General features: G+C 34.2%; 24 protein-coding genes and 1 pseudogene. 5 read left to right on the top strand and 20 right to left on the bottom strand.

From position 1 onward, the window contains the following. Positions 1–211: 211 nt before the first annotated feature. The 7 genes and pseudogenes from MHH42_RS15700 to MHH42_RS15730 all read right to left on the bottom strand — a co-directional run. The gene (locus MHH42_RS15700) at positions 212–667 is read right to left on the bottom strand and encodes a TspO/MBR family protein (protein WP_000749758.1); all 456 of its coding nucleotides are present in this window, start codon (positions 665–667) and stop codon (positions 212–214) included. Positions 668–814: 147 nt separating this feature from the next. Then, positions 815–2245 (bottom strand): cryptochrome/photolyase family protein, encoded by a 1431-nt coding sequence (locus tag MHH42_RS15705; RefSeq protein WP_070173442.1) that lies wholly within the window; start codon positions 2243–2245, stop codon positions 815–817. An 85-nt stretch (positions 2246–2330) separates the two neighbouring features. After that, positions 2331–2843, bottom strand: coding sequence for a carbonic anhydrase (locus MHH42_RS15710; RefSeq protein WP_097838248.1), 513 nt, complete (start codon positions 2841–2843; stop codon positions 2331–2333). Positions 2844–2922: 79 nt separating this feature from the next. Continuing rightward, complete coding sequence (locus MHH42_RS15715; RefSeq protein ID WP_097838249.1) at positions 2923–5529, bottom strand: DUF2309 domain-containing protein; 2607 nt, start codon at positions 5527–5529, stop codon at positions 2923–2925. Further along, complete coding sequence (locus tag MHH42_RS15720) at positions 5529–7061, bottom strand: NADH dehydrogenase subunit 5 (RefSeq protein WP_097838250.1); 1533 nt, start codon at positions 7059–7061, stop codon at positions 5529–5531. Before MHH42_RS15720 ends, MHH42_RS15715 begins: the two co-directional genes overlap by 1 nt. Positions 7062–7686: 625 nt before the next feature. Next, positions 7687–8049, bottom strand: coding sequence for a DUF2294 domain-containing protein (locus MHH42_RS15725; RefSeq protein WP_000798167.1), 363 nt, complete (start codon positions 8047–8049; stop codon positions 7687–7689). A 355-nt stretch (positions 8050–8404) separates the two neighbouring features. Continuing rightward, a pseudogene (locus tag MHH42_RS15730) lies at positions 8405–8521 on the bottom strand (polysaccharide deacetylase family protein); the annotation flags it as partial. 97 nt (positions 8522–8618) lie between these two features. Between MHH42_RS15730 and satA the strand changes: the two are divergent. Then, positions 8619–9170, top strand: coding sequence for a streptothricin N-acetyltransferase SatA (gene satA, locus MHH42_RS15735; protein WP_097838251.1), 552 nt, complete (start codon positions 8619–8621; stop codon positions 9168–9170). 100 nt (positions 9171–9270) lie between these two features. On the opposite strand, the gene menA is transcribed toward satA, so the two are convergent. From menA to MHH42_RS15750, 3 genes are all read right to left on the bottom strand, one after another. Beyond that, positions 9271–10182, bottom strand: coding sequence for a 1,4-dihydroxy-2-naphthoate polyprenyltransferase (gene menA, locus MHH42_RS15740; protein WP_016108734.1), 912 nt, complete (start codon positions 10180–10182; stop codon positions 9271–9273). A gap of 293 nt (positions 10183–10475) precedes the next feature. Next, complete coding sequence (locus MHH42_RS15745; protein ID WP_070173446.1) at positions 10476–11075, bottom strand: DJ-1/PfpI family protein; 600 nt, start codon at positions 11073–11075, stop codon at positions 10476–10478. A 52-nt stretch (positions 11076–11127) separates the two neighbouring features. After that, positions 11128–12129 (bottom strand): phosphotransferase enzyme family protein, encoded by a 1002-nt coding sequence (locus MHH42_RS15750; RefSeq protein ID WP_131202362.1) that lies wholly within the window; start codon positions 12127–12129, stop codon positions 11128–11130. 129 nt (positions 12130–12258) lie between these two features. On the opposite strand from MHH42_RS15750, the gene MHH42_RS15755 reads away from it, so the two are divergent. Next, positions 12259–12741, top strand: a complete 483-nt coding sequence (locus MHH42_RS15755; protein WP_016108737.1) for a hypothetical protein — start codon at positions 12259–12261, stop codon at positions 12739–12741. Between the two features lie 90 nt (positions 12742–12831). Here the strand turns inward: MHH42_RS15755 and MHH42_RS15760 are convergent, their stop codons facing one another. From MHH42_RS15760 to MHH42_RS15790, 7 genes are all read right to left on the bottom strand, one after another. After that, positions 12832–13302: a GNAT family N-acetyltransferase gene (locus tag MHH42_RS15760; protein WP_340893585.1), complete on the bottom strand. Its 471-nt coding sequence runs from the start codon at positions 13300–13302 to the stop codon at positions 12832–12834. Further along, positions 13230–13679, bottom strand: a complete 450-nt coding sequence (locus MHH42_RS15765) for a GNAT family N-acetyltransferase (protein WP_340893586.1) — start codon at positions 13677–13679, stop codon at positions 13230–13232. Before MHH42_RS15765 ends, MHH42_RS15760 begins: the two co-directional genes overlap by 73 nt. 155 nt (positions 13680–13834) lie before the next feature. Further along, a complete protein-coding gene (gene arsC / locus MHH42_RS15770) occupies positions 13835–14239 on the bottom strand; it encodes an arsenate reductase (thioredoxin) (RefSeq protein ID WP_000428336.1) in 405 nt (134 codons plus the stop codon). 26 nt (positions 14240–14265) lie between these two features. Beyond that, a complete protein-coding gene (gene arsB, locus MHH42_RS15775; RefSeq protein ID WP_000826571.1) occupies positions 14266–15306 on the bottom strand; it encodes an ACR3 family arsenite efflux transporter in 1041 nt (346 codons plus the stop codon). Positions 15307–15324: 18 nt separating this feature from the next. Further along, positions 15325–15762 carry an ArsI/CadI family heavy metal resistance metalloenzyme gene (locus MHH42_RS15780; RefSeq protein ID WP_001271012.1) on the bottom strand — a complete coding sequence of 146 codons (438 nt, stop codon included), beginning with the start codon at positions 15760–15762 and terminating at the stop codon, positions 15325–15327. Between the two features lie 60 nt (positions 15763–15822). Further along, on the bottom strand, positions 15823–16128 hold the full coding sequence (gene arsR, locus MHH42_RS15785; RefSeq protein ID WP_000046018.1) for an arsenical resistance operon transcriptional regulator ArsR: 306 nt from the start codon (positions 16126–16128) through the stop codon (positions 15823–15825). A gap of 512 nt (positions 16129–16640) precedes the next feature. After that, positions 16641–17150, bottom strand: a complete 510-nt coding sequence (locus MHH42_RS15790; protein ID WP_016108741.1) for a DinB family protein — start codon at positions 17148–17150, stop codon at positions 16641–16643. Between the two features lie 560 nt (positions 17151–17710). Between MHH42_RS15790 and MHH42_RS15795 the strand changes: the two genes are divergently transcribed. Further along, a complete protein-coding gene (locus MHH42_RS15795; RefSeq protein ID WP_016089115.1) occupies positions 17711–17899 on the top strand; it encodes a DUF4177 domain-containing protein in 189 nt (62 codons plus the stop codon). Positions 17900–18299: 400 nt separating this feature from the next. Here the strand turns inward: MHH42_RS15795 and MHH42_RS15800 are convergent, their stop codons facing one another. From MHH42_RS15800 to MHH42_RS15810, 3 genes are all read right to left on the bottom strand, one after another. Further along, entirely contained in the window at positions 18300–20156 is a 1857-nt protein-coding gene (locus tag MHH42_RS15800; RefSeq protein ID WP_098146796.1) for an alpha/beta fold hydrolase, read from the bottom strand. Between the two features lie 59 nt (positions 20157–20215). After that, entirely contained in the window at positions 20216–20782 is a 567-nt protein-coding gene (locus MHH42_RS15805; protein WP_001072318.1) for a TetR/AcrR family transcriptional regulator, read from the bottom strand. A 481-nt stretch (positions 20783–21263) separates the two neighbouring features. Continuing rightward, positions 21264–21488, bottom strand: coding sequence for a hypothetical protein (locus tag MHH42_RS15810; protein WP_000606437.1), 225 nt, complete (start codon positions 21486–21488; stop codon positions 21264–21266). 274 nt (positions 21489–21762) lie between these two features. Here MHH42_RS15810 and MHH42_RS15815 point away from each other — a divergent pair, with 274 nt between their 5' ends. Then, the gene (locus MHH42_RS15815) at positions 21763–22446 is read left to right on the top strand and encodes a GntR family transcriptional regulator (RefSeq protein WP_016108745.1); all 684 of its coding nucleotides are present in this window, start codon (positions 21763–21765) and stop codon (positions 22444–22446) included. 21 nt (positions 22447–22467) lie between these two features. Then, a complete protein-coding gene (locus MHH42_RS15820; protein ID WP_000770118.1) occupies positions 22468–23100 on the top strand; it encodes a sterol desaturase family protein in 633 nt (210 codons plus the stop codon). Positions 23101–23444 lie beyond the last annotated feature (344 nt).

Below are 23444 nucleotides of genomic sequence, written 5' to 3' on the forward strand. Positions count from 1 at the left end.
CATTAATAAAGTGAAAATTTAATCAGTGGGGGTTTTATTCATCCCCCACTGATTATCAGCCCTCACCAATCGGGCTTTTACGGGCAGCCCGATCCCCACCTAACTTCTTTGCTTTCGCTGAATTTTGAGGTGGAGGTCTTACTGCCCGTTAATGCGGGATAAACATAAAAACTCGAGCATTTTTATTATGCTCAAGTTTTCATTTAAGTCTTTAATTTATACTATAAATTGTCCAAGATAAATATGTAGCAAATGCAGCCCATAAAAAATATGGGATTAGCAACCATGCCGATACTTTAGATAAATTGGAAGAAAACATAATGAGAAGTAACGTAGTAATAGCGACTAGTAAACAATCTACTGTTGCTAAAAACAAATTCTTTTGGCTAAATTGAAAGTAGCTGAACGCTTGATTGAATATATAATTTAAAAAGAATAAAAACCAAAATGTTTTTGGCTTGAATCCATAGTTGTTGTAAATAATTGCAACTGATAATGCAATAAGTCCAAATAATACAGCCCATATCATTCCGATTGTCATACCAGGAGGTGTCCAAGACGGCTTTTCTAACGCATTATACCAAGTACGATCAATAGGGAATAAAACACTAGAAACATAAAACAAACCATATGTTAGTAAGAACACTATAATACTAGATTTTTTCATAAACATTCTCCTTTTTTACTAGAAGGTTTTAGAAACTCTATATGATTCGTATGTTCTTTCAATGAATACAACTTTAATACACAAATAGACATTCTTATACTTTTCATTATACCCTTTACATATCAAATTCATATTGACTCGTGTATTTTATATAAATTCTTTCATACTTTTATATGCACAAAGTGCTCTCTCCCGCGCTGCCTTATGATCAACAACTGGCAAAGGATATGTATGACCAAGCTGTATATTGGCCTTTTGTAAAATATGCTCAGGTGCTTCCCACGGCTTATGTATATATTTATTCGGTATATCTCTTAATTCTGGCACCCATCTTCTTATATACTCCCCATTTTTATCAAACTTTTCTCCTTGTGTAATCGGGTTAAAAATACGAAAGTATGGTGATGCATCCGCTCCACTTCCAGCAACCCATTGCCACCCCATTGTATTATTTGCAATATCAGCATCTAATAGTGTATCCATAAACCATTTTGCTCCTTCTTGCCATGGGATTAATAAATGCTTTACAAGAAAAGAAGCTACAGCCATTCTTGCTCGATTATGCATAAAACCTGTTTGCCACAGTTCCCGCATTCCCGCATCAATAAACGGATAACCAGTTTCACCTTTCTGCCATACTGTTAATAACTCACCTTCATTATTCCACGGAAAATGTTCAAAGCTCTTATTAAGAGGTTTATATACTGTAAACGGATAATGATATAGTAAATAATAAGAAAACTCTCGCCAAATTAATTGACGTATAAAGCTATTCACTTGTTTTTCAAAAAGACTACATTGTCTTTCGGTACTTTTATTTATTAAGTAATGATACATCAACCTCACTGATATTTGACCAAATGAAAGATAAGGTGCCAACATCGAATGAGCATTTTGATTTGGAAAATCTCTTCCTTCACTATAAGAGGCTAATTTGCTAGAGAAAAATTTCTTACATGTTTTGTATGCCCCTTCTTCTGTAGGCTCCCATATTGATTCAATATGAGATGTCCACGGTATAGTAGGCAGCAAGTGTAATTCTGAAACAGATAAGCTTGCTGGTAAAGAGTTTCCCCACTTTATACTCTGCACTTTACTAATAGGTTTAGGTATTATCTGCTTTTGAAATGCATTGTAAAAAGGCGTAAACACCTTATATTCAGTGTTATCTTTCTTTTTAATAATCCACGGTTCTAATAATAAATGCGAATTAAATTCCTTACAGATAATACCTTTATCTTCTAACATCATTTTCATTTTTTGATTAGATTGTAATCTGTCCGGATCATAACAAACATTCCAATATACAGCCGTTATACCTAACTGTTCTATGAGAGAAAATATTTCTTCCTGTGTATTTCCTTTGCGAATTATTAAAGTAGAGCCTAATGTCTCAAGTTGCTTCTTTACATCTATTATTGCATGGTGTAACCACCACTTTGACGCACTTCCCATTGAAAAAGTTTCGTCATGTACATATACCGGAACAACCTCACCGGACTGAGCAGCTTCAAATAAAGCTGGGTTATCATATAAGCGAAAATCTTTTTGAAACATAACGATAATTTTATTTTGCATGGCTATCCTTTCTGATTCTTAAAACATATTAAATTTTATTATATAACAGTAATTTATACCTAAGAATTTATTTGTCCCTAATAGATTAGTTAATGTATTCAACTACTTTATTAGCAGAAACTTTTGCAACCGTTTCTTTTCCACCTGTTCTATCAATCATGTAACCATGAACTTTAATATCAGAAGGTACTAACGGATGATGACGAATCATACCTATACTCTTCTTAATATTTTCACTAACATTTTCTTGTCCACTTAGCCATGCATTCAGGCTACCACTTGAAAATTCAGGCATGCAATTTTTAAAGAGATAGTCTAATTCTATATTATCTTTTATGAAATCATGTTGAGTTTGTAGATTAACTGAAGAAGCTTCTTTATCCTCTATTCCGACAACAAAAATTTCTTCAACGTTTTCTTGATAAATAGCAATAATAACAGATCTCATTATATCTCCATAAGGATGTACAATTACAGAATCGTAGCTGTGTATAGTCAATATGTTTTCTTGTTGACTGTTAGTTACTTGTTGGATAATAGGCTCTATTCCGTTTTCAATGTCTGTTAACAATAAAACTTTTTTATTCTTTGAATTCATATGGAGCACTCCTTCTTCATTATTGTATTTATGAAACTTTTAAGCTAGTAACAATAGTTGATTATGCATTACATGATTGTTACCAGTTTTTCCAGCGTCCCTCTGGATCAACACTTGCAAGTCTAACCCATCCATTTTGAACTTTTTCTCGAAATGTGAAATCATTATTTAGCAAACGTTCTATATATTTAATAGGCGCTTGAATTACAATTAGTAAACGAAGTGGTGAGTGATACGTCTCACTATCTGACTGCATAACGGATTGCCAAGGTAAGCCTGGCAACAAATCACTTGCATTTCCCTGCATAACACCGAGACCTGCCGTTACAGTTTGTGTTGTTTTGTTTCCACTACCATAATAATGAGGAGCTACAGTTGAAGCGTAATATTGTAGATTTATCCACTGAGCTACTGTTCCTGGTCCTGCAATAATGTTAGCTAATATATCGCCACTTTCATCCTGTTTCCAATCATAATTATGGAGGAAAGCCCTACCTTCTAAGTCACAATCCTGAGTTAATTTTCGTTGCCCGATAATAAAAGATGCATTACGAGCTAATCCCCATTCTGGACGTATTTCACTCCAATCTTCTGCAAATCGACGTGCCTCTTTACTCGCATTTTTTATTTTCGTTTTAAAATTTGGTAATTGCGTTAAACGCTCTCTATTTGCATGCTGGCTCACATTTGGCATAATCGACTCGATACAATCAAATGCTTCTTGCGCAGTTTCCGAAAGTTCTGGGACGTAAATCCATTCCAATTCGTCCACTGTTGTTTTATGTTCAGCTGCTGCAAAAATGGTATCCTCAGGAATTTTAATACCTTCAGCAAACAACGCCTCTCGCACTTCTGGCAGATTGCATAAAGTAGCAAAAACTCTTGCATTGAATCCTCCTGCTGCTCCGCCACAAGCACCACACTCAAGTGCTGCAGCATAAGGGTTGTTCGTACTTTGACTACTGTGTCCGCACATTACAACTAAAGGAGCAAATTTTTCTGTCAGTCCCACCATTTTTAAAGCTTGACGCACATAGTTCACTTTTTCTTCTTTCGTAAAACCGATAGGTATCTCACCTTTTGTGTCACGAACATGATTAAGCGAGAATGTTGTATCAGGTTTTTGTAACATAGTTTTACGAAGGTTACGAATGAAACCACCAACTCCTCTTGGGACAAAGCTTCTTGTCACCATCTGTAGACCAAGTAATGGACCACTTAACTCAGGTAGCGCCATACTTGTTAGTACGTTCTGTTTCATCGTTTTAAATGTATAACGCACCGAACTACCTATCCTCTTACGTTGCTCATAAGATTTAAGTTCATTTTCATTTGTGAGCTCTTTTATTTGATGTTTCGGTTTGAGTATAACTGGCAAAGAAGGATGGTTGTTATTACTACCTAGTTCACTAGTTGCAATTGGTAATCCAAAGAAACCAGCTATTCCAAATGTTTCAAACGGACCTAATTTTTCAAGGTGGCGACGAAACGGTTCTGAACGTACATCAATACAGAATGCTAATTGAGCTAATACACGCTTTTTATCATTAGTTGCACATTGTTTAGAAGCAATCTTCTCCCTTAATTGCTCTGCATGCGTCTGTTCCCAAGCTTCGAGCCAAAGTTTCCTGCGAATATTTTCATCAAAACGATAAGCGAATACTAATAATTCACTTTGTTCAGCAGCAGACATTTGTAACCATTCCTCTATTGAAATATTCCCCCAATAGATCCAAGAAGCTATAAGTGGGACGATCGAAACTTTTTTCTCAACCTTTTGATTTTTTAAAGGTAAATAAGGTTTTGCAATAGCCAGCTCCATAGAAATTCGAACTGCTAAATATTCTATGAGAAGTTCCTGTTCCTGAATTGATTGTTGTGAGCGCCATCGTATCATTCCTGCCCACCCAGGCAAAGAAAGTAAGTGCCCTTCAAGGTAAGCTTGTATATTAGATTCAGAAATTCCTAGTTCAGATAATGCTCTCGCTAAAGCTACTTCGGCATCTTGTGGCCAATCTTTTACAACTTTACGCTCATTTTTACTGAGCGCTGGATCAAATTTAATAAGGTGGTGCCATGCACGATAAAAACCTTTCTCTCGATTTGGCATCGTCCAACTTGATCCGGAGTCATCAAGATATAATTTACACCATTTAATGATATGATAATTAAGAACATCAGATAGGTTTTCACTATTTTGATTCTCTATAAGCGAACTTATTGGCTGCATAACAGAGGCTTTCATACTTGCTGTATTTATATAACTCATTTCTTCTGCCAATTTATTTACTTCTGGCGATGATAATAGACTAGAAGGTAATTTTTCTAACTTTAAAGCGGCTTGGCAAAATCGCTCTGCTTTCTCTCGCGGGATATGAAAAGATTGTGAATCCAGCCAACGAGACAAACTCATTTGTAAAAAAGATTCCTCAATCTCACCTTTCGCTTTTGCCGAATGAATCATGGAGGCACTAGGATAAATATCCACATTACGACCTTCTTTTAACCAATTCGCGACTTGTTCAAATGATTGCTTTTCAAGTCCCATCCAAGGGTGGTGAGCTGCAAACGTAGAGATAGGCCAAAGTGGTGCAATCACTCGGCTAGCAGATGCAACTAAATCATTTATAGTATTTTCTTGCATATCAATGTTTGTATCTTTCTTTAATATTGATGGTATGCTCATCACGAATTACCTCCCTTTGATACATAATGTTTCAGATAGCTTGGGTGACTTTCTACTGACTTTCGTCTCGCCTCACCTACTCGAACTAACCAAAGATAAAGTACAGCGAATAAAGTAGAAGATTGATGACGAGTAACGAAAGTACTAATAACACTACTAAATAGTAAAATACATATAACAAAGATAACGGCTGAAGCTGAAGATTGAACACTTTGATAAATATCAGTATGCAACCATTTATAAAGAGAATTATGAACAGTAAAGTAAATGAGAGAGAATCCAATCAAAACAATTAAGCCAGCAATTCGTCCCATTCTTCCCTCTCCAAAAACAACAAGCTGTTTCCATGAAAAGTATAGTGACCACCCTAATATTAACGCACTAACTAGTTGATACCCCTCTCCAGAAGTCATAAACCAGAAAGTAATTGCTATAAATAATCCTAAAACACGCCCGACTATAATCCATAAATTGGACATCTTTTCATTAGACTGCTTCACTACCCCAAAACGTTCTACTGAAGAACCAGCTTGTAAAAACAGTGTAGCTTTAAACAAACCATGTAAAATTAAATGAATAACAGCCGCTAAATAGGCGCCTAATGCACATTGAATAAGCATAAATCCCATTTGCGCAATAGTTGAACCTACTAGCTGACGTTTATAATCAACTTGGACTAAACTAATTCCTGTACCTATTAAGACAGAAATACTAGAGAAAATTAGTAAAATGATTTGTGCAATATCATCATGAAAAAGAGGTGAAAATCTAGTTAACATGATACCGCCAGCATTTACTAAACCCGCATGCATAATAGCAGAAACAGGAGTTGGAGCAACAGCAGACTCAATTAACCACCTTTGAAAAGGCCATTGTGCTGCTGGAATCATCACAGCCAATATAATTAATAAATTGATTGCTGTTCTTTCCAATGTTCCATGTTGCACTACATTTTCATTCGCTAAAACTGATGTTAACTGCCACTGTCCAGTTATTTGAAACAGCCAAATGATAGCTGATAGCAAAGCAATCCAACTTATTGTAAATAAATAGCCAGAGATTTTAGTTGCTTCACTAACTACTTTCCACCCTTTATTTAGCCCTATGAGTAGAACCAATCCTATAAGAGTTGCGCCCCAACAAATAATCATGAAGCGAAGATCATCACTTACCCATGCAACCGAAGATACACCTGTAGTAAATGTAAAAAGTGCAAAGTATTTTCGATATGAGCGATCTCCCATTAAGTAACGTACAGAAAAACGCTGAATGATTAAACCAATTGTAAGAACAAAGAAAGCCATTAACCAAGCTAAAGTATCTAGATGCCAAGGCCCCACAGCTCTATCTCCATTGTTATTAACAAGTGCGAGTAAAGAAACCAATGAAGGCACAGCAGCGATACCAATATGGATATGAACAAAACGTAAAGGTATCCTTGCATTTAAAAACAATAATCCACTTAGCCAAGAAGCACTAAGTGCCATAAAAAATAAAGTTAACAGTGTTGATGAACTTAGCGAAATTAACATGTAAAATACTCCCTTCCAAACGAAAATAACCTATAAAAAATCCTTTTAATTACGATAGTTTTTTAATTTCAATTTTTATTCACTCTTTTTAGTACATCGTTTTTTCCATAAAAAAAACCGACAACTTCCATAATTCAATGATTTTATATCATCATTGAATTATGGAGATTGTCGGTTTCACTTCAACTAACTTCAATAAAGTTTTTTGAAGAGCTCCCATTTTATAGAGGATAGTAATGTATGTATTACTCCTATTAAAAATAACAGTATATCTCTGATCTCCTAGATTATGCAATCAATATATCAATTTATGTTATGCGCTATCTTTCAATTAAGAAACTTTTTCATTTAGTCAATATTACATATTAAAAAAATGCTAAAGCCTTAATTATAGCAAACAGTTAAAATAAGCATCTATTAATTTTTTAAAACAATTATAAGATAAACTATATTAAGCAGGTTGTCAATTTATTTATCCATTTTTTCAAGCGTTATTTCAATCAAAATTCATTATACGTAAATAATTTCAAGTTTTTAATTATTATCATGTTAATAAATATAAATAAAGTGCAAAACTTTTAGGTTTCTTAATTATCTCCCACTAACACTACGGTGGTTTTAATTTTTAAAACTTTTCCTCAAGATTATGAAACAATTTAAAAATCATTACTCGTTCACCTGTACGGGAGCTTATATCTGTATGAAAACTCTTCACTTTTTCTCCAGTTAATTCCAGTATAATCTCTTTAAGATCTTCAATTCCAGATTCAACTAGCTCCGAACGATTTTTCTTTATAGTTAGCATACCTTCTTTTGTTTCGCAAACAGTATATTCAGCTGGCGTTAAAATACCTTGTAAATTTACGATAATCATATCCCGTAATATATCTGTCTTAACGGATATAGACCCGCGTCCTAGGTAGTCCTTTTCCCAATGAGTAATTGCTTTGCTTATCTCTGATTCAATAGAGCCTTTTGAGTTTTTCATCTATGTATCCTCCTTCAATAAAATGTAATTACATTTATAATTACAATAACAATATAATAATCTGGATTGATTTTATTTTCAATTATTGAGAAGAATTTATAGGAATTGTAGTCAGGAATTCTTTAATATTATAGTGTAATTTTAATATAGTATTTTTCAATTATCCTCAACAAGTTACTCCTACTAAAAAGGCTCTGTTGCACAGATTTCTAAAAAACATTCCGGAGAAAATAAGAAATCTCTTGTAACGTAATACATAAACGAAAGGGCCGATTTCTTTATAAAATAGTAAATCGACTTTTGTCTTAGTTATTGATTTAGTAATAAAAACACTTTTAAAAGAAATAAGCTTATACTATAGATGTTGATTTTTCTGAAAGTTAAAACGAAAATGCCCCTCATCATTGTATACCCTAAATTCATACCCTTTCTCTTTATAAAATTTAATGATTTCAGGAAGAACTTGTAATGATAGCCTTACTAATGAAATTCTATTATAATTTTGTAATTGGAATGAATTTGAATTACATAAAGAACCAGAAGAAATAATATAATTTGGAGGTATCACGATGAACCTTTTAATTAGAGAGTTAGAAACAAATGATTTAGATAATTTTCCGGAGATTGATGACAGTTTTATAGTGAATGCTCGGTTAATGCTTTCTCTTTCAAAAGTAAATAGACGCATAGAATATACAGTAGAAGACGTTCCGAGTTATGAAAAAAGTTATTTACAAAATGATCATGAAGAACTGGCGTACAATGAATATATAAATAAGCCCCATCAAATAATTTACATAGCACTGTTACATAACCAAATCATTGGATTCATAGTATTGAAAAAGAATTGGAATAACTATGCTTACATAGAAGATATAACGGTGGATAAAAAATATCGTACACTCGGGGTTGGTAAAAGATTAGTTGCTCAAGCAAAGAAGTGGACAAAAGAAGGCAATATGCCAGGTATCATGCTTGAAACGCAAAATAATAATGTCGCAGCATGTAAATTTTATGAAAAATGTGGATTTGTAATTGGTGGGTTTGATTTTCTTGTTTATACAGGTTTGGATAAGACAAGTGATGAAGTTGCAATTTATTGGTATTTGCATTTCGAATGAAACTGTTTTCAACATGAAACAAAGTCAAAATAAAAACCCCAATCTCTCTCTATATAAAAATTGAGAAATTGGGGTTAAGTTAATTAACAAGATTTTTTATCTAAAACAGATAACTAATTAATAATCCTGCTGATAATAAGAAGCCAAAAATCGTATTTGTCATCGCTGTTGATTTCATGGCGATGCGCATATAACCGGGATCTTTTGCTCCTTTTTGGAAACTTTGAATTGCAGAAATTGGCTTTCTCAAGCCTAAGAACATCACTAATGCCCAAGGGCTTATATAACCCATCAATACAATTATAGCGATCCATAAATAAGCAATGAAAAAGGCTACCGCTAGTGTTACTATTGCTTTTTCTCTCCCAAGGAGGATTACTAATGTCTTTCTTCCACCTTTAATATCTTCTTCGATATCTCGGATGTTATTGGACATGTTGATTGCACCGACTAAAATTCCAATTGGAATGGAAATCAATATACTTTCAACTGTTACAGTATTCGTTTGAATAAAGAAAGCAATGAGTACAAAGCATGTCCCCATTAATAACCCAGAAACTAATTCTCCAAACGGAGTGTACGCAATAGGTAATGGACCACCTGTATATAAATAGCCAACCGCCATTCCAATTAAACCGATGACGACTAACCACCAGCTACTATTCATACAAATATAAATGCCAATTAATGCTGCTACTACATACAATAAAAGCGCAACTGTTAAAACATTTTTTGGTTTCAATCCATGACGAACAATTCCACCACCAATTCCAACAGAATCAGCTGTATCTAATCCACGTTTGAAATCATAGTACTCATTAAATAAGTTCGTTGCGATTTGCAATGCTAAACATGCAACCATCATCGCAATAAATAAAAGCCAATCAATTTCGGCAACATAAAGTGATGCCACCGTCCCTAAAATTACAGGAGAAAACGTCGCCGTTAATGTATGCGGGCGCGTCATCTTCCATATTAATTTAGCGGAACTAATTTCTTTTTCTGTCCCCATAACTCTGTTCAATCTCCCAACATTTTAAGTATAAATTACTAGCAGTATCTTTCTATCTATTTCCTGCTTCACATCCATTCATTATATCAATTAATGATTATCCTTTCTAACAAATCTACTATTAATAAAGTAAAAAGTTATAAAATGAAACTTTAATCAGTATGAGTTTTGTCATCCCCACTGATTATTAGTACATATCCATTGGGCTTTTACGGGCAGCCCTCCCTCCCATTCGCTGAATTTTGAGGTGGGAGTCTTACTACCATTTAAAATAGGATAAAAAAGAAGTCAAATTACTTCCAAACAACGCCTCGCCGCTCATATTCCATTCTATATTCAACGGCAGCTGCAATTTTAGGATTTGCGAATCTTTCCGTGATCCAAAGTCCCAAATCAACTCCTGAAGTGACCCCTCTTGCAGTAATCATATCGCCCTGATCCACAATTCTGTAAGGAAGAAGTTCTGCTCCATATTTATTAATTTCACTCTGCGCCAAATGATGCATTGTTGCCTTTTTATCATTCAACATACCGGATTCAGCTAGTAGCATCCCTCCTGTACAAACGCCAGCAACAATCGTTCCTTCATTGTGCATCGCCCTAATCATTTTGGTTAAAGTACCAAGCTCTGCTTGTTTTCGTGCCCCATGTTCAGCTTTATGATTCCAGCCACCACCAGGTACAATTAACAAATCTGGACGATTATCCATCCGTAAAAAATCATGTACTTTAACTGTAACTCCAAACGAAGTAGTAACTTCTTGCTTTCGTTCACTTGATACGAGTTCAACCGTAAGCGGAGCTCCTTCTTCTATGGCTCTGTTTAATACTTCAAAAGGTGCAAAGGAGACAAGCTCTCCAAAACCATCAAACAATACAATTTGTATTTTCATTTTTAGAACACCTCATATGTTTTGTTTTATAAATCCCAAAGGAGAAGAAAGGTTATCTACAAATTAATAATGAAGACAACCTCTCTCCCCTTACTCTATAAACTTTCAAATGCTCCTCTAACCGCCTCGCATCATCTAATACACTTAGCGTTTTCTTTACAAAATTCCAATTCAAACTACCGGATAACCATAACAATGAAGAAAGTCTCTCATAATCATTTGGTGTTAAAATATTATGAGCCTTATATCCTTCTAAAAATGAACTAGTAACACTTGAACACACTTCATGTGACTGTATTCCTTCTGTTCGAGAATACCATTTTATTAAAAAGGCTAGTCCTTCAATGCGATCTACATATCCAATTGATTCAAAATCTACAATTCCTTTTACCTGTTGATTTGAGTCCCATAAAACATTCAAAGGATTTAAGTCTGTTTGTACGATAAACTCTAATTCACTCGTATATGCGCACTCTATATGATATTTAGCTAGATTTATATACTCCCGTACGTCTTTACATGCGCTTGCCTTACTTTCTAACATACTTTTAAACTGGGCATACCCATCCAAATGAGATTTCTTTTGAAAAATCGAGCTTTGAAATGTACTAGAAATATCATGAATCTTTCTTGCCGTCTTTCCAAACGATTCTGCAATAGATTCTGTGCCGTGTGTAAGATGCTCTCCTTCAATCCAATTTGCCAATACAAATCGGTACTGTTCATCATTCCAAGTGACTACTGTAAATGAATCCCCTGACCTATTCTTGTTAATTTTCATAAAAGGAATTCCATGCTCACGTAAATAATATGTAAAGCGTACTTGCTCTTTCAATTGTTCATTCGATAACGTTCCAAAAGCTGGATTGATTGTTCGTTTGCTATTTATAAACCTTGCGGAATATCGCTTTCCATTCACCTTAATTTTATAGTGTAAATCTGTATTCCAACTATTATTATGTAATTCTTCTTCGAGTACTAATGAGTCGATTTCTTTAAAATAATTTATTAATACATTCCTAATTATGTGTTTCACCCCGTTCTCTCCTTCCATACAAAAAATTAGGGTACAAGCAATTCATCCTATTCCCCATAGCAAAATTTATTTCACTTAATTAAGCATAGCTAGGATATTTCAAATAGGAAATAGAATTATAGAAAATAGTAGATGGGAGGCATATTATTGAAGACCTTAACATTCGGTATAATTGGAGCATTAAGTATCACCTTATTAATTGGATGTACAAGTAATTCAAATGAAACGAAAGCTTCCAATAAAGAAGCATCCACAGCAGTGAAAGAAAAAGAAATTGTATATGAAAACGTTATGTTTGAACAAAAAGAAGTGAGAAAACTTGAGATTAGTCCTGTGAATTCAAAAAGTAGTAATCCAGTAGTAAATAAAGAAAATATGAAAAAAATTTTTACAAGTATGGAAAGCGCAGAGAAAAAAACACTCCTTCTAGATCAAGAGGCCAAAAACTATATACATTCAAAAATGAAGGTTACTTATCAAGATAATTCTATACAAGAATTCTTTGTTTGGATAGAGTCTGATGGTGACATCGTAATAGCAAAAGCGAGCGATGAAACGCACGGCGAAGGTTATGATCTACGTGAGGATAATTCTAAAAAAATCATTCAGTTTTTCAAAAAAGAATCCTAAAACTAATTACGACACAAATAAAAAAGCCGCATTTGCGGCTCATAAACTTATAGAACTAACTCATGCCTATCGTTTCATCGCATCAACAAATTATTCATCAAATAGAAAATAATATCCTACATAGTTACATACATTTGTAAACCCTACATTTTCCACAACTGCGACAGAAGGCTTGTTCAATTCCATACAGTCCCAATATGGAGTAATGTTATTCTCTAAACAATCTTTCACAAAACTATGAGCTATCTTTTGAGCTAATTTTTTCCCTTGGTGCCCTTCTATTGTTTCAATATCTATGCAGTGTATATTTTCAAATACAAACCCTGAAAAACAAACACTCACAATTAGATAATCATAGACAATGCAATAACCGATTCCCTCATTGAAAAAACGATCCGGTGAAGACCAAAACTCTAAAATTTTTGATTGTAAAAATTCAATATTCTTCAATATGTTTCCTTTATTTTCATAGAGAGCTTTACTCATTTTTAGCACTGTATATCCTTCTTCAATTTTAGGTCCATAATGATCTTCATAATCTTCTTTTTTTTGCGTATACACTCTTTGATTCCAACTCTTTGATTCCAACTCTTTAAGTTACGGTGCTGAAATATTCTTTCAATTGTTTTGTTCCACTTTGAATGATTACCAATTGCTTCAAAACAATTTAGTCCAACCTTTCTCGCCTCAGGCTCTATCACATTATCAATAAAACTATTAATTTCATTATTAAACTTTTCATTTTCTGCACTTCCTATAAAAAAGAAGCCATCATTATTGCCTAACCAAATAAGACCCGAATTAGGAGAAGATATGTTATCTACAAATATACGACCAGGATTCATCCCTGCAATTACAGCTTTGACTTCTACTTGGCCTTGTTCATTTATTAAACTACTACATTTATAAAAATCATTCTTGCTTAATTCAGAAATCATAAGTTAAACCACCTTTATGAAACCACTTTATTCTAACTTTACCACCATGACAGAATATTCTATATTCTTTTTAATAGTTGTTTTAAACTAATGAAATATATAATAAAGAAAAGAGCCAATCTCCAACACAATAGAAGATTGACTCTTTTCTTTATTTACTCCCCTGTTTCAGAAAATCGCTTTATACGTTCTCCAATTTCATCGCGAACACGTTGAAATTCAGACCATTCTTTTCCTGCTGGATCATCAAATCCCCAGTGAACACGATTCACATGCGGCGGAGTAGATGGGCATACAGCATCTGCATGACTACAAAGCGTAACGACTAAATCAGCACTATTTAAAATGTTTGCATCAATTATATCTGATGTTTGATTTGTTATGTCTATATTTACTTCATTCATTGCTTTAATTGCGTTTGGATTTACTCCATGTGCTTCGATTCCTGCAGAATACACATTCCACTTATCTCCTAAATATTTCTTTCCCCATGCTTCTGCCATTTGGCTTCGGCATGAATTTCCTGTACATAAGAAATAGATTGTCTTTTTGTTTTCCATGGTATTTTCCACCTTTATTTTTTAATTTAGACTGGTTGGTCATTAAAATATTTACGCTTAAACCAAAAAGCAACGTTTACAAGTGCAATCATTACAGGTACTTCAACTAAAGGACCGATAACAGCTGCGAATGCTGCGCCCGAATGAATACCAAACACACCAACTGCTACAGCAATCGCTAATTCAAAGTTATTACTACCTGCTGTAAATGCTAATGTTGTAGTCACTGGATAATTTGCACCAATTTTTCTTCCCATAAAGAAAGAAACAAAAAACATTACAATAAAATAAATGAGTAATGGAATTGCTATTCTTACTACATCTAGTGGTACGCTAACAATCATTTCCCCTTTTAAAGAGAACATAACGATGATTGTAAATAGTAATGCGAGTAGTGTAAGTGGACTAATCTTAGGTATAAATACCTTTTCATACCACTGTCTTCCTTTTAGCTTAACTAGTACAAAGCGTGTCAACATACCTGCTATAAAAGGAATTCCCAAATAGATAAATACCGATTTTGCTACTTCAATCATTGTAATATCGACAATAGCACCTTCAATTCCTAACCATTCTGGAATTACGGTTACAAACACGTATGCATAAACTGAGAAGAATAACATTTGAAATACCGAATTAAAAGCAACTAAACCTGCCGCATACTCTTTATCTCCATCGGCAAGATCGTTCCAAACAATGACCATTGCAATACAACGTGCTAACCCAATCATAATGAGACCAACCATGTATTCTGGTTTATCAGGAAGAAAAATAATTGCTAAAACAAACATAAGTACCGGACCAATAATCCAGTTTTGTACTAAAGATAGAACTAACACTTTAACATCTTTAAATACTCGGCCCATTTCCTCATAGCGAACTTTCGCTAATGGTGGATACATCATTACAATTAAACCAACAGCAAGTGGAATAGACGTCGTTCCAACTTGTAATGTATTCAGTCCGTCTACTACACTAGGAAACACAAACCCTAAACCAATCCCAACAGCCATCGCTAGAAAAATCCATAGTGTTAAATATCGGTCTAGAAAAGATAAACGTTTCATTTTATTTTCCATCTCCTACTAACAACAAGAATTTTTAGCTACCTCATTTGAAGTCGTGCAACAAGATGACTCTTCTATTTTGTGAACATCACTATCTGCTTTCGTATAAAAGAATTCCCACTCATTTCCATCAGGGTCTGTTAGCCAAAACTTATCTTGAACCGCATAGCAACAAGTTGTATCCATCTCATCACGCGCAAAGAAACCTTCTTTTTCTAATCTTTCTTTATGTAATGTGATTTCTTCAGCTGTATCCACTTGGAAACCAAAGTGATTTACCTGATTTCCCTTCACCTCATCTCGTACGTTCAGCGTAAAATTAAGCCCTGGCGTCTCTAATAAAAATTTTGCATAATCCGTTTTCACCTTAACTGGTGAAACACCAAATACCTTTTCATAAAATTCAATAGACTTCTCTAAATTCGTAACGTTTATACCAACGTGAACATATCTCATACCTTATTCCTCCTCTTTATATATCATTAATCAATTTTTTTTGATTAATAAATTAAAATTTTAACAGCAGCTACCTTTGCCTGTTTTTCTAAAGATACAACACAATTCTTCTGATAATAAATTATTTACTTCCGCATCATTTAAATCATAATAACTCCACGTACCTTTTGTTTCTTTTACAATTAAACCTGCATCTAATAAAATCTTTAAATGATAGGACAACTTAGATTGTGTCATTTCAAAAACTTCAGTTAAATCACATACACACGTCTGGCCTCGCTGACAAAGCTCATACATGATTTCTAAACGTTTTTGATCTGCCAACGCTTTAAATTTTTTCTCATAGAGCTGAAAATCTTGTGCCACTTTAGTTCACTCTCCCTTCATCAACTTTTTTTGATGTTTATAGTATATACACTGTTTAGTTCTTTATGCAACTAATTAATCAAATTTTTTTGATTTATAAAAACCTCCCTCGCATCATATCTTTGCTATAATTAAAAAGACCATAGCTTTTTCAAAAGTGAAAAACTACGGTTCTTTTTACAACTTAATAGTTACAATATTTCGGAGGAATGGAGTCTTTATAACTGTTTTTAATTTTAATTTGACCATTATAGAGTAGTGCCCCATCACTATCAAGCTAAGAAAAACAAATACCCCCAAATGAAAAAAATCGATATAACTCTTGTTTTTGGTGCATATTCATAAAAAGCACGTCACCCTTTCTCATTAACATAAGAGAATAGTAACGTGCTTTTAATTTCAAAAATAGTCTAACTCCTTAAGTTGATGGTTGTGGGGCGGGACCCCAATAAGAACGGTATCTAAGGTTGTATGAGAGGTGTTTGTTCCATTCCAGAGGTCTCAGCTGATGATTAACTCAAGTACCGGTTTCGGATGACCCCCATGTGATGAAGTTCGTGTCCTGCGATTCCGTACGCGAGGGCGCGCGCCGTAATGCTTAGGTTGTTGGCTGTGCCCTTGCGGGTCCACGCCTCCGCCGGTAGCCCGCGCAGCAATGTGATCGTTGATTGCCGTACGGCCCGGTAGTCTTCGGCCAATTGCGCGGTTGTCCAGCTTCCGAAAGGAGGCATGAACAATTCCTGATCGAAACCGGTCAGAGACGTCTGGTCCCCTCTTGCGAACCGGAGCAGGCGGTAGGTCATGACGCGTTCCGCGTCTGCAATGTGGCCCACGACTTCTTTCAGCGTCCATTTTCCTTCCGCATACCGATATGCGGCCTGGCTTTCGGTCAACGATGCCAGGAGCTCGGTCATTTGCTTTTCCTGGGCGAGCAGAATGTCGATGATGTTACCGTCCGGCACCAAACGGATATATTCGCCGGAGCCCCCGGCGTATTCTTCTTCTGACGGTCTTTGATTCATGCGTAGTCACCTCTTTATGTAGATATAGAAAATTATAGCACTCGTCTATGTCTAATCAATTCGCGAAATGATAGAACTTCCCTTCTAATAATTGAGGATAAGCAACTATTTAGTCGGTCGCCACACTATCCTGATTCGTTAGCACAATAAACAATGCTAATCATAATGCATAAAAATTTTCTGTTATACAATATTTCGAAGTTATTAATATATAAAGGTAACACCTTCTTTTTTTAATTTAAAGATGAATTTTCAATTATATTTTGAAATGAACCGAAGTAAAACACACTAGTCTAACTACTTTTCTATACAAGATTTTATGCAAAAAAGAATAGCGAAGATCCCTAGAATCCCCGCTATATCAATGATGTATAAAATCTTGTATAAGAGATAGATAGACATAGAGACAAAGAATTTGGTAAAAATAAGGATTCTATGAAAAACTTGCTACCGATAATGATTCGTTATGTTAACTGCATATGTATAGAGTATACAGTCAAAAAAGTACAATACATCGCTTCTTCTAAATGGTACAATTAAGAAAAAAGGGGTGGAAGAATATGTATGATTACAAATTTGTGAAAGTCGAAATTGATGGATGGAAAGGGCAACCCAAAGAAGATTATAAGCGTATTATTATCGAACATGCTGAGGATGGTTGGGAATTTGTTCAAGCCCTTACTCTAACAATCTCAGGATACACGACTTCTTTGGAGATTATCTTCAAACGAACCAAAGAACTTCTTTAAAAAACGAAAGAGATTTGCCTTAAATAACATACAAAAAGAAATGAAATATTTTGGGATCTAATTGTTCTCGATTTAACTTATAAGACAAATAAACTAATTTTAATCAACTTCCAATAACGAGAATTATGTAAATAAGCTGTCCATGTGGACAGCTTATTGTTTTTTTTGCTTAGCGTGCAAAATTCGCGTCTTGTTGGCAGTACTCCATGTCCATCAACCTAACAGATCAGGTTGCCCCAAAACGATAAAATGAACTTCATTGCTATAAAAGACTCAAATTTTTCGTTTTGGAGCATTATAAAATTTTAACTTGATGGTGATGGGATGGGACCCCAAACAGTACGATTTTATTTCAAAGACACAACAATCTTACTACACACTTTTTATTTATCCCACACTCTCATCTGCTAGTATTACTATTTTTTATTACTAATGTTGCCGTTTCACTCGGGTGGCTAAGAGGAAAATGATGGCCATATGGAACAAAATCAACCTTACCAAGATGCGATGGAGCAGAATAGCCTCTGTCATAATCCCCCCAAATAATGTGAAGATTATACTTTGTTACTTCACTGAAATCACCTTGATTGTTTTTCAGTAGTAAACTATTAAGCTGAACCGTAGTATTTAAAATTCTAGGAGAAGTAAAACTGTTACTTATTTTTTCGATATAATGTTCAGGGATGCTCTCCATACTTTCAAACAAACCATTACTTAATAAATAACGCCCTATCAAATTAGTAGTTGCCAATTTTAATGTCCATTTGTTCATAAATTGAGGAACATTTAGCGATTTAGCATTTTTTTTAGCAACAGGTGGCTGAAGTAAAGTGATTGCATACTTCTTATCTATGTACTCTTGTACCAATGCTTCCAGAAGAATAAACGCACCGAATGAATGGCCAATTAGATGTGCACCATTAGTAGCTTTCTCCAATAACTTTTTCACTACATTCAAATAGATACCTAGAAGATTTTTCTCTTGTTTAAAAGGAGAACGTCCCAAACCTGGAAGATCCAAGATCCATACAGGTTGACCAGTTTTTTCATGAAGCTCATGTGCTAAAGGAAATAAATCCTCTCCATCACTCAATAAACCATGTAATAAAATAAACGGTTTACCCTCTCCTTGTAATTGGTAAAGGGTATTGTTATCGCATAATGTTCGTTTAAATAAATGATTATGCTGGCCATTTTGATACATCATTCGATAATCCAGATCAGCTACTACGGCAGGGAAAAATTTCATTACACTCTTCTTCTTAAACCAATCTCCTCCCATAATTTTTTTCGCTGAAACATTTGAAAATTTTCGTTTTGTAATAAAATTCAGTCCATCAGAAGGAATTTTTGTTATTTTACTTACTCCACTATTCATAATTGCTTTCATAAGTGGCATTGGGACAGAGATTTTTGGTGCCCTCATATTCATACTTTCCGACATAATACTTAATAATTCAGCAATGTTCTGATCGTGCTGTTTGTCTTCAACAAGTGTATATGTTTGAATAGTCGGTTGTTCCAATCTGAAAACCTGCACAATAAACTTCGCAAGCTCATCGTTTGAAATAAGTGGTAACCTATATCCCTTATCCCCAGGAATCACTGGCATGAGCCCTCTTCGCATGCTCATCACAAGCAAACCTAATCCTGCTATCTGCTCTGTACTCCCTGTTTTACTACTACCGACTACAGTTGGCGGATTAATTACAGAAAGCGGATAACCTACTGCTGATGCCTGGTGACGGATATAAAGATCTGCTAAAAATTTTGTTCTCTCATATGGATTTTTTATTTTCAAATAATTGTTTCCTTCTTTAAACACATCAATTGCAATCTTGCTATTTTTATCATCAAAGGGGCTCATATAACCTACAACATGAATAAATTGTTGCAAGCCCTTCAATTGATGAATACTTTTAGCTAATTCACTAATATGTTTGGCGCCATTTAAAAATACGGAAGCTGCCTCTTTACTTGTCGCTTGAATATCCATGGGGCCTCCTGCGTGAATAATCACATCCGTTTTCAATACCCTCTCCTTATCTTCAGCACTTAGACCTAAATCTATTTTCGTCAAATCACCTTCAATAAAGTGCATAACTGCCTTTTTTAAGATGCCTCTTTCTTGAAAAATGCGTATTGCTTTACTTTTCGACCTTACTAAAAGAAGAATTTTAACATCCTCTTTGGCTAATTCTTTTACTAATTGCTTTCCAATAAAGCCTGTTCCACCAGTTAAAAATACTGTTCTCATATAAAATCCCCCTTTTTAGTACTACTCAGTACTAATTTGATGTAAAAAAAATGCTTCTTTTATCGAAGCAATTTTAAAAAATGATCTGCTGTTTTCGTGATTACAGTTGCATCTTTCAATGTTTCTGAAATAAATAACGCTCCTTCAAGATTTGTAATAAACAGTGATGCAACCTCATCAATATGAATCGTATTTCTGAATTCTCCATTCTCTACCCCTTGTTTAAGTAATAGAGAAACTTTCTTTTGTAATCCTGTAAAAAAAAGACCTATTTTTTCTTTTATTTGCGTGGCCTGTTTAGGACTTTGAATATAAAGAGTAATAAATGGACAGCTCCCCTTATACTCTCTCGATTGAACTCCTTGTGATAATTGCTTTAAAAACAGTTGGATACGATCTTCAACTAAAAATTGGTTCTGAGAAAGTACGTCATCAATTGCAGATTGATACATTTCAATCCAATAATCAACGACCCCTTCTAATAATACTTCCTTATTAGAAAAGTGATAATACACATTAGACTTTGAAACTTTGCTTACACGTACTAATTCATCCATACTTGTATAAGCAAACCCTTTTTCTAAAAATAATGTTGCAGCTACTTCAATCACACGTTTTTGATTCATTAATTTTACCTTTGTCATAACTAGAACTATATAGTACTAATTTAAACATTGCAAGTATTTATGTTAATTTAGAAAAAAATTTGATAAAAAATTTCCACTAACATTGATTTTACTGCAAAAAAATCTTATTTTGAATAAAGTTGAACTGAACCCCGAAATTGTTAATTCACTATCGTCTAATAGAAGTCACCATACATGCCCATCAACTTAAGAAAAAGAAATGCCCCCAAAACGAAAAAATGAGCGGCTTCTCAGAATAGCTATCTGTAGAGAAAGAAAATTTTAATTTAGAGGGATATGAAAGTATTAGCTTGATGGTGATGGGGTGCTCCCCCATCGCTATCAAGCTAATATTCTGAAGTACGCCCAAAATGGGAATTTTATACTTCTATGGTTAATTAGATCTTAGTTATTTTAGGAATCCTAAATTTCCTCAGTCCAATTTAGAAGTTCTTTTCAAAAAATAGGGTTCTTAAGATACTTATCTTAAGAACCCTATTTTTTGATTTAGCATGGAAAGTATAATCTTTTCTAATTCAGCTTTATTTAAAACATCCTCAATAATTACAACTTGATAGGCATTGTCCTTTCCTTTTGCAGGAACAATCATTTTCATCCCCTTTATATTCCTTCCAGTCATCTTAGCAAAGGTGAACTTTACACCTTCCAGTTCATAATTTTCTATCTTGTCATTGTCATTAATCATAAATAAAATGGATCTTCTCCTGGTTCTATAGTGATGGTTTTTTCCTTTTTCTAAAATAGCGGATTGATAAATAAATTTTCTTAAAATTAAAGAAATTGAGCGCGAAAGCAATGAAAATAAACTATTCTTTTCATAGAAATATATAGAAAGTTCGACAATCCTAATTATAAAAATTCACTCCTTTATCATTGACAGAAAATTCAAATTCATTATATAATTTTGGTATTACCAATGTCTTGAACATGTATTACCATAAAATAAAGGAGACGATGACTTGAAAGAAAAGGAACGCACCTCAGATAAAATTGTGAACGAATTAATTAAATCCATATTGGCCGGTGTTTATTCTATAGGAAGCACTTTACCGCCGGAAAGAGAGCTTGCGAAAGAATTTGGTGTTGGTCGCCCAACTATTCGTGAGGCGCTTCAACGTTTAGGAAGAAGTGGATGGATAACAGGGAGAAAAGGAATGCCATCGATCATTAATGATTATTGGAGCAATGGTAATCTAACGACACTTATTAATATTGTTGAGAATCATCATACCATTACAGATGAATTTATTATGTATTTATTAGAATTTAGAAGTTCGTTGACTCCGACTTATATTCGTAATGCTGTTACGTTTAATCAACCTAAAGTGGTTGCTCTCCTTGCTAATCTTGAGCAACTTGAAAATAGTGCAGAAAGCTATGCAGCATTTGATTGGGATTTGCAAAAAAGGTGTGCTGGGCTTGCTGCCAATCCAATCTTTCTACTCATTTTAAATAGCTTTGATTCCATTTATATAGATATGGCAAAAAGGTATTTTTCTGTAAAAGATCATCGTGAGTTATCCTTCAACTATTATCACGATTTATTAAAAGCTGCATTAAAGGGAGATGCGATTGAAGCAGAAAGATTGTGTAAGACAACATTGGAGAAAAGCTTGGCTCTTTGGAAAGATAGAAAAAAATAAAGAAAGCTGGAGGCGTGATAAATGAAACTAAAATATTTTAAAGAATATTTTTCCTATCCTGATATTTTGATTATGAGCTGTCTTTTCCTCACTAGCTTTGGATTTATGATTTTACATTTAACCTCTATCGGAATTTGGGGTGCTTTTATTTTTGGAATGATTATGTATTCCTTAGCTGAGTACGCTACTCACAGGTTTATTTTTCATCTAAAGCCACCAAAGAATGCATTTTTATTAAAAACGCTTAAGCGCCTACATTATGACCATCATACAAATCCGAATGAATTACATTTATTATTTTTACCCTTATGGTATAGTGTGCCAAACATTGCAATTTCAGGAGCGATTTTTTATTTTCTTTCATCCAGCTTTGTCATGACAAACGCATTTATTGCAGGTATTATGCTCTTTTTATTATTTTATGAGTGGAAGCATTATATCGCGCATCGCCCCCTTCAACCAATATCACCATGGGGGCGATGGATGAAAAAAGTTCATTTATGGCATCACTTCAAAAATGAAAATTACTGGTATGGTGTTACGAATCCAGCCTATGATTTTCTCATGGGAACCTTTAAAGACCAAAAAGATGTTGCCCAAAGTAAAACTGCTAAAAACCTAGAGAAACGTGGTGACCAGAAAATAGAATTATAAAAATAATCCATTGTCATTATCCTGGAAATGTTGAATGAATTTTGCAGATTCGACATTTCTCAGGGAGTGGCAGGCATTTTTTCCTATTGAGTAGTACGCATGGTAATAGATTGTGTAAGGATCTTTTGAAAGTTTGTTCTGATCATTTACGAATTTATGTTCTTTTTAGAGGTATTTGTTGGAATGTCTATTAATCAATGAAAGATGAAAAATGAATGTGAAAATAAAAAAGAACTCTTCATCTGTTGAGGAGTTCTTTTCATATAAATTACGATTGTGGTACCGTCACATCACCATCAAGCTAAGAAATGCAAATACCCCCAAAACGAAAAAATGAGCGTTTT

The sequence above is a fragment of the Bacillus sp. FSL L8-0099 genome, assembly GCF_038006385.1.
Classification (GTDB): domain Bacteria; phylum Bacillota; class Bacilli; order Bacillales; family Bacillaceae_G; genus Bacillus_A; species Bacillus_A toyonensis.

Excerpts from the sequence above, each read along its gene's own strand:
- MHH42_RS15700 (WP_000749758.1), bottom strand. The coding sequence starts at position 667 with ATGAAAAAATCTAGTATTATAGTGTTCTTACTAACATATGGTTTGTTT.
- MHH42_RS15705 (WP_070173442.1), bottom strand. The coding sequence starts at position 2,245 with ATGCAAAATAAAATTATCGTTATGTTTCAAAAAGATTTTCGCTTATAT.
- MHH42_RS15710 (WP_097838248.1), bottom strand. The coding sequence starts at position 2,843 with ATGAATTCAAAGAATAAAAAAGTTTTATTGTTAACAGACATTGAAAAC.
- MHH42_RS15715 (WP_097838249.1), bottom strand. The coding sequence starts at position 5,529 with ATGAGCATACCATCAATATTAAAGAAAGATACAAACATTGATATGCAA.
- MHH42_RS15720 (WP_097838250.1), bottom strand. The coding sequence starts at position 7,061 with ATGTTAATTTCGCTAAGTTCATCAACACTGTTAACTTTATTTTTTATG.
- MHH42_RS15725 (WP_000798167.1), bottom strand. The coding sequence starts at position 8,049 with ATGAAAAACTCAAAAGGCTCTATTGAATCAGAGATAAGCAAAGCAATT.
- satA (WP_097838251.1), top strand. The coding sequence starts at position 8,619 with ATGAACCTTTTAATTAGAGAGTTAGAAACAAATGATTTAGATAATTTT.
- menA (WP_016108734.1), bottom strand. The coding sequence starts at position 10,182 with ATGGGGACAGAAAAAGAAATTAGTTCCGCTAAATTAATATGGAAGATG.
- MHH42_RS15745 (WP_070173446.1), bottom strand. The coding sequence starts at position 11,075 with ATGAAAATACAAATTGTATTGTTTGATGGTTTTGGAGAGCTTGTCTCC.
- MHH42_RS15750 (WP_131202362.1), bottom strand. The coding sequence starts at position 12,129 with ATGGAAGGAGAGAACGGGGTGAAACACATAATTAGGAATGTATTAATA.
- MHH42_RS15765 (WP_340893586.1), bottom strand. The coding sequence starts at position 13,679 with ATGATTTCTGAATTAAGCAAGAATGATTTTTATAAATGTAGTAGTTTA.
- arsC (WP_000428336.1), bottom strand. The coding sequence starts at position 14,239 with ATGGAAAACAAAAAGACAATCTATTTCTTATGTACAGGAAATTCATGC.
- arsB (WP_000826571.1), bottom strand. The coding sequence starts at position 15,306 with ATGAAACGTTTATCTTTTCTAGACCGATATTTAACACTATGGATTTTT.
- MHH42_RS15780 (WP_001271012.1), bottom strand. The coding sequence starts at position 15,762 with ATGAGATATGTTCACGTTGGTATAAACGTTACGAATTTAGAGAAGTCT.
- MHH42_RS15790 (WP_016108741.1), bottom strand. The coding sequence starts at position 17,150 with ATGAATCAAAGACCGTCAGAAGAAGAATACGCCGGGGGCTCCGGCGAA.
- MHH42_RS15795 (WP_016089115.1), top strand. The coding sequence starts at position 17,711 with ATGTATGATTACAAATTTGTGAAAGTCGAAATTGATGGATGGAAAGGG.
- MHH42_RS15800 (WP_098146796.1), bottom strand. The coding sequence starts at position 20,156 with ATGAGAACAGTATTTTTAACTGGTGGAACAGGCTTTATTGGAAAGCAA.
- MHH42_RS15805 (WP_001072318.1), bottom strand. The coding sequence starts at position 20,782 with ATGAATCAAAAACGTGTGATTGAAGTAGCTGCAACATTATTTTTAGAA.
- MHH42_RS15810 (WP_000606437.1), bottom strand. The coding sequence starts at position 21,488 with ATGATTAATGACAATGACAAGATAGAAAATTATGAACTGGAAGGTGTA.
- MHH42_RS15820 (WP_000770118.1), top strand. The coding sequence starts at position 22,468 with ATGAAACTAAAATATTTTAAAGAATATTTTTCCTATCCTGATATTTTG.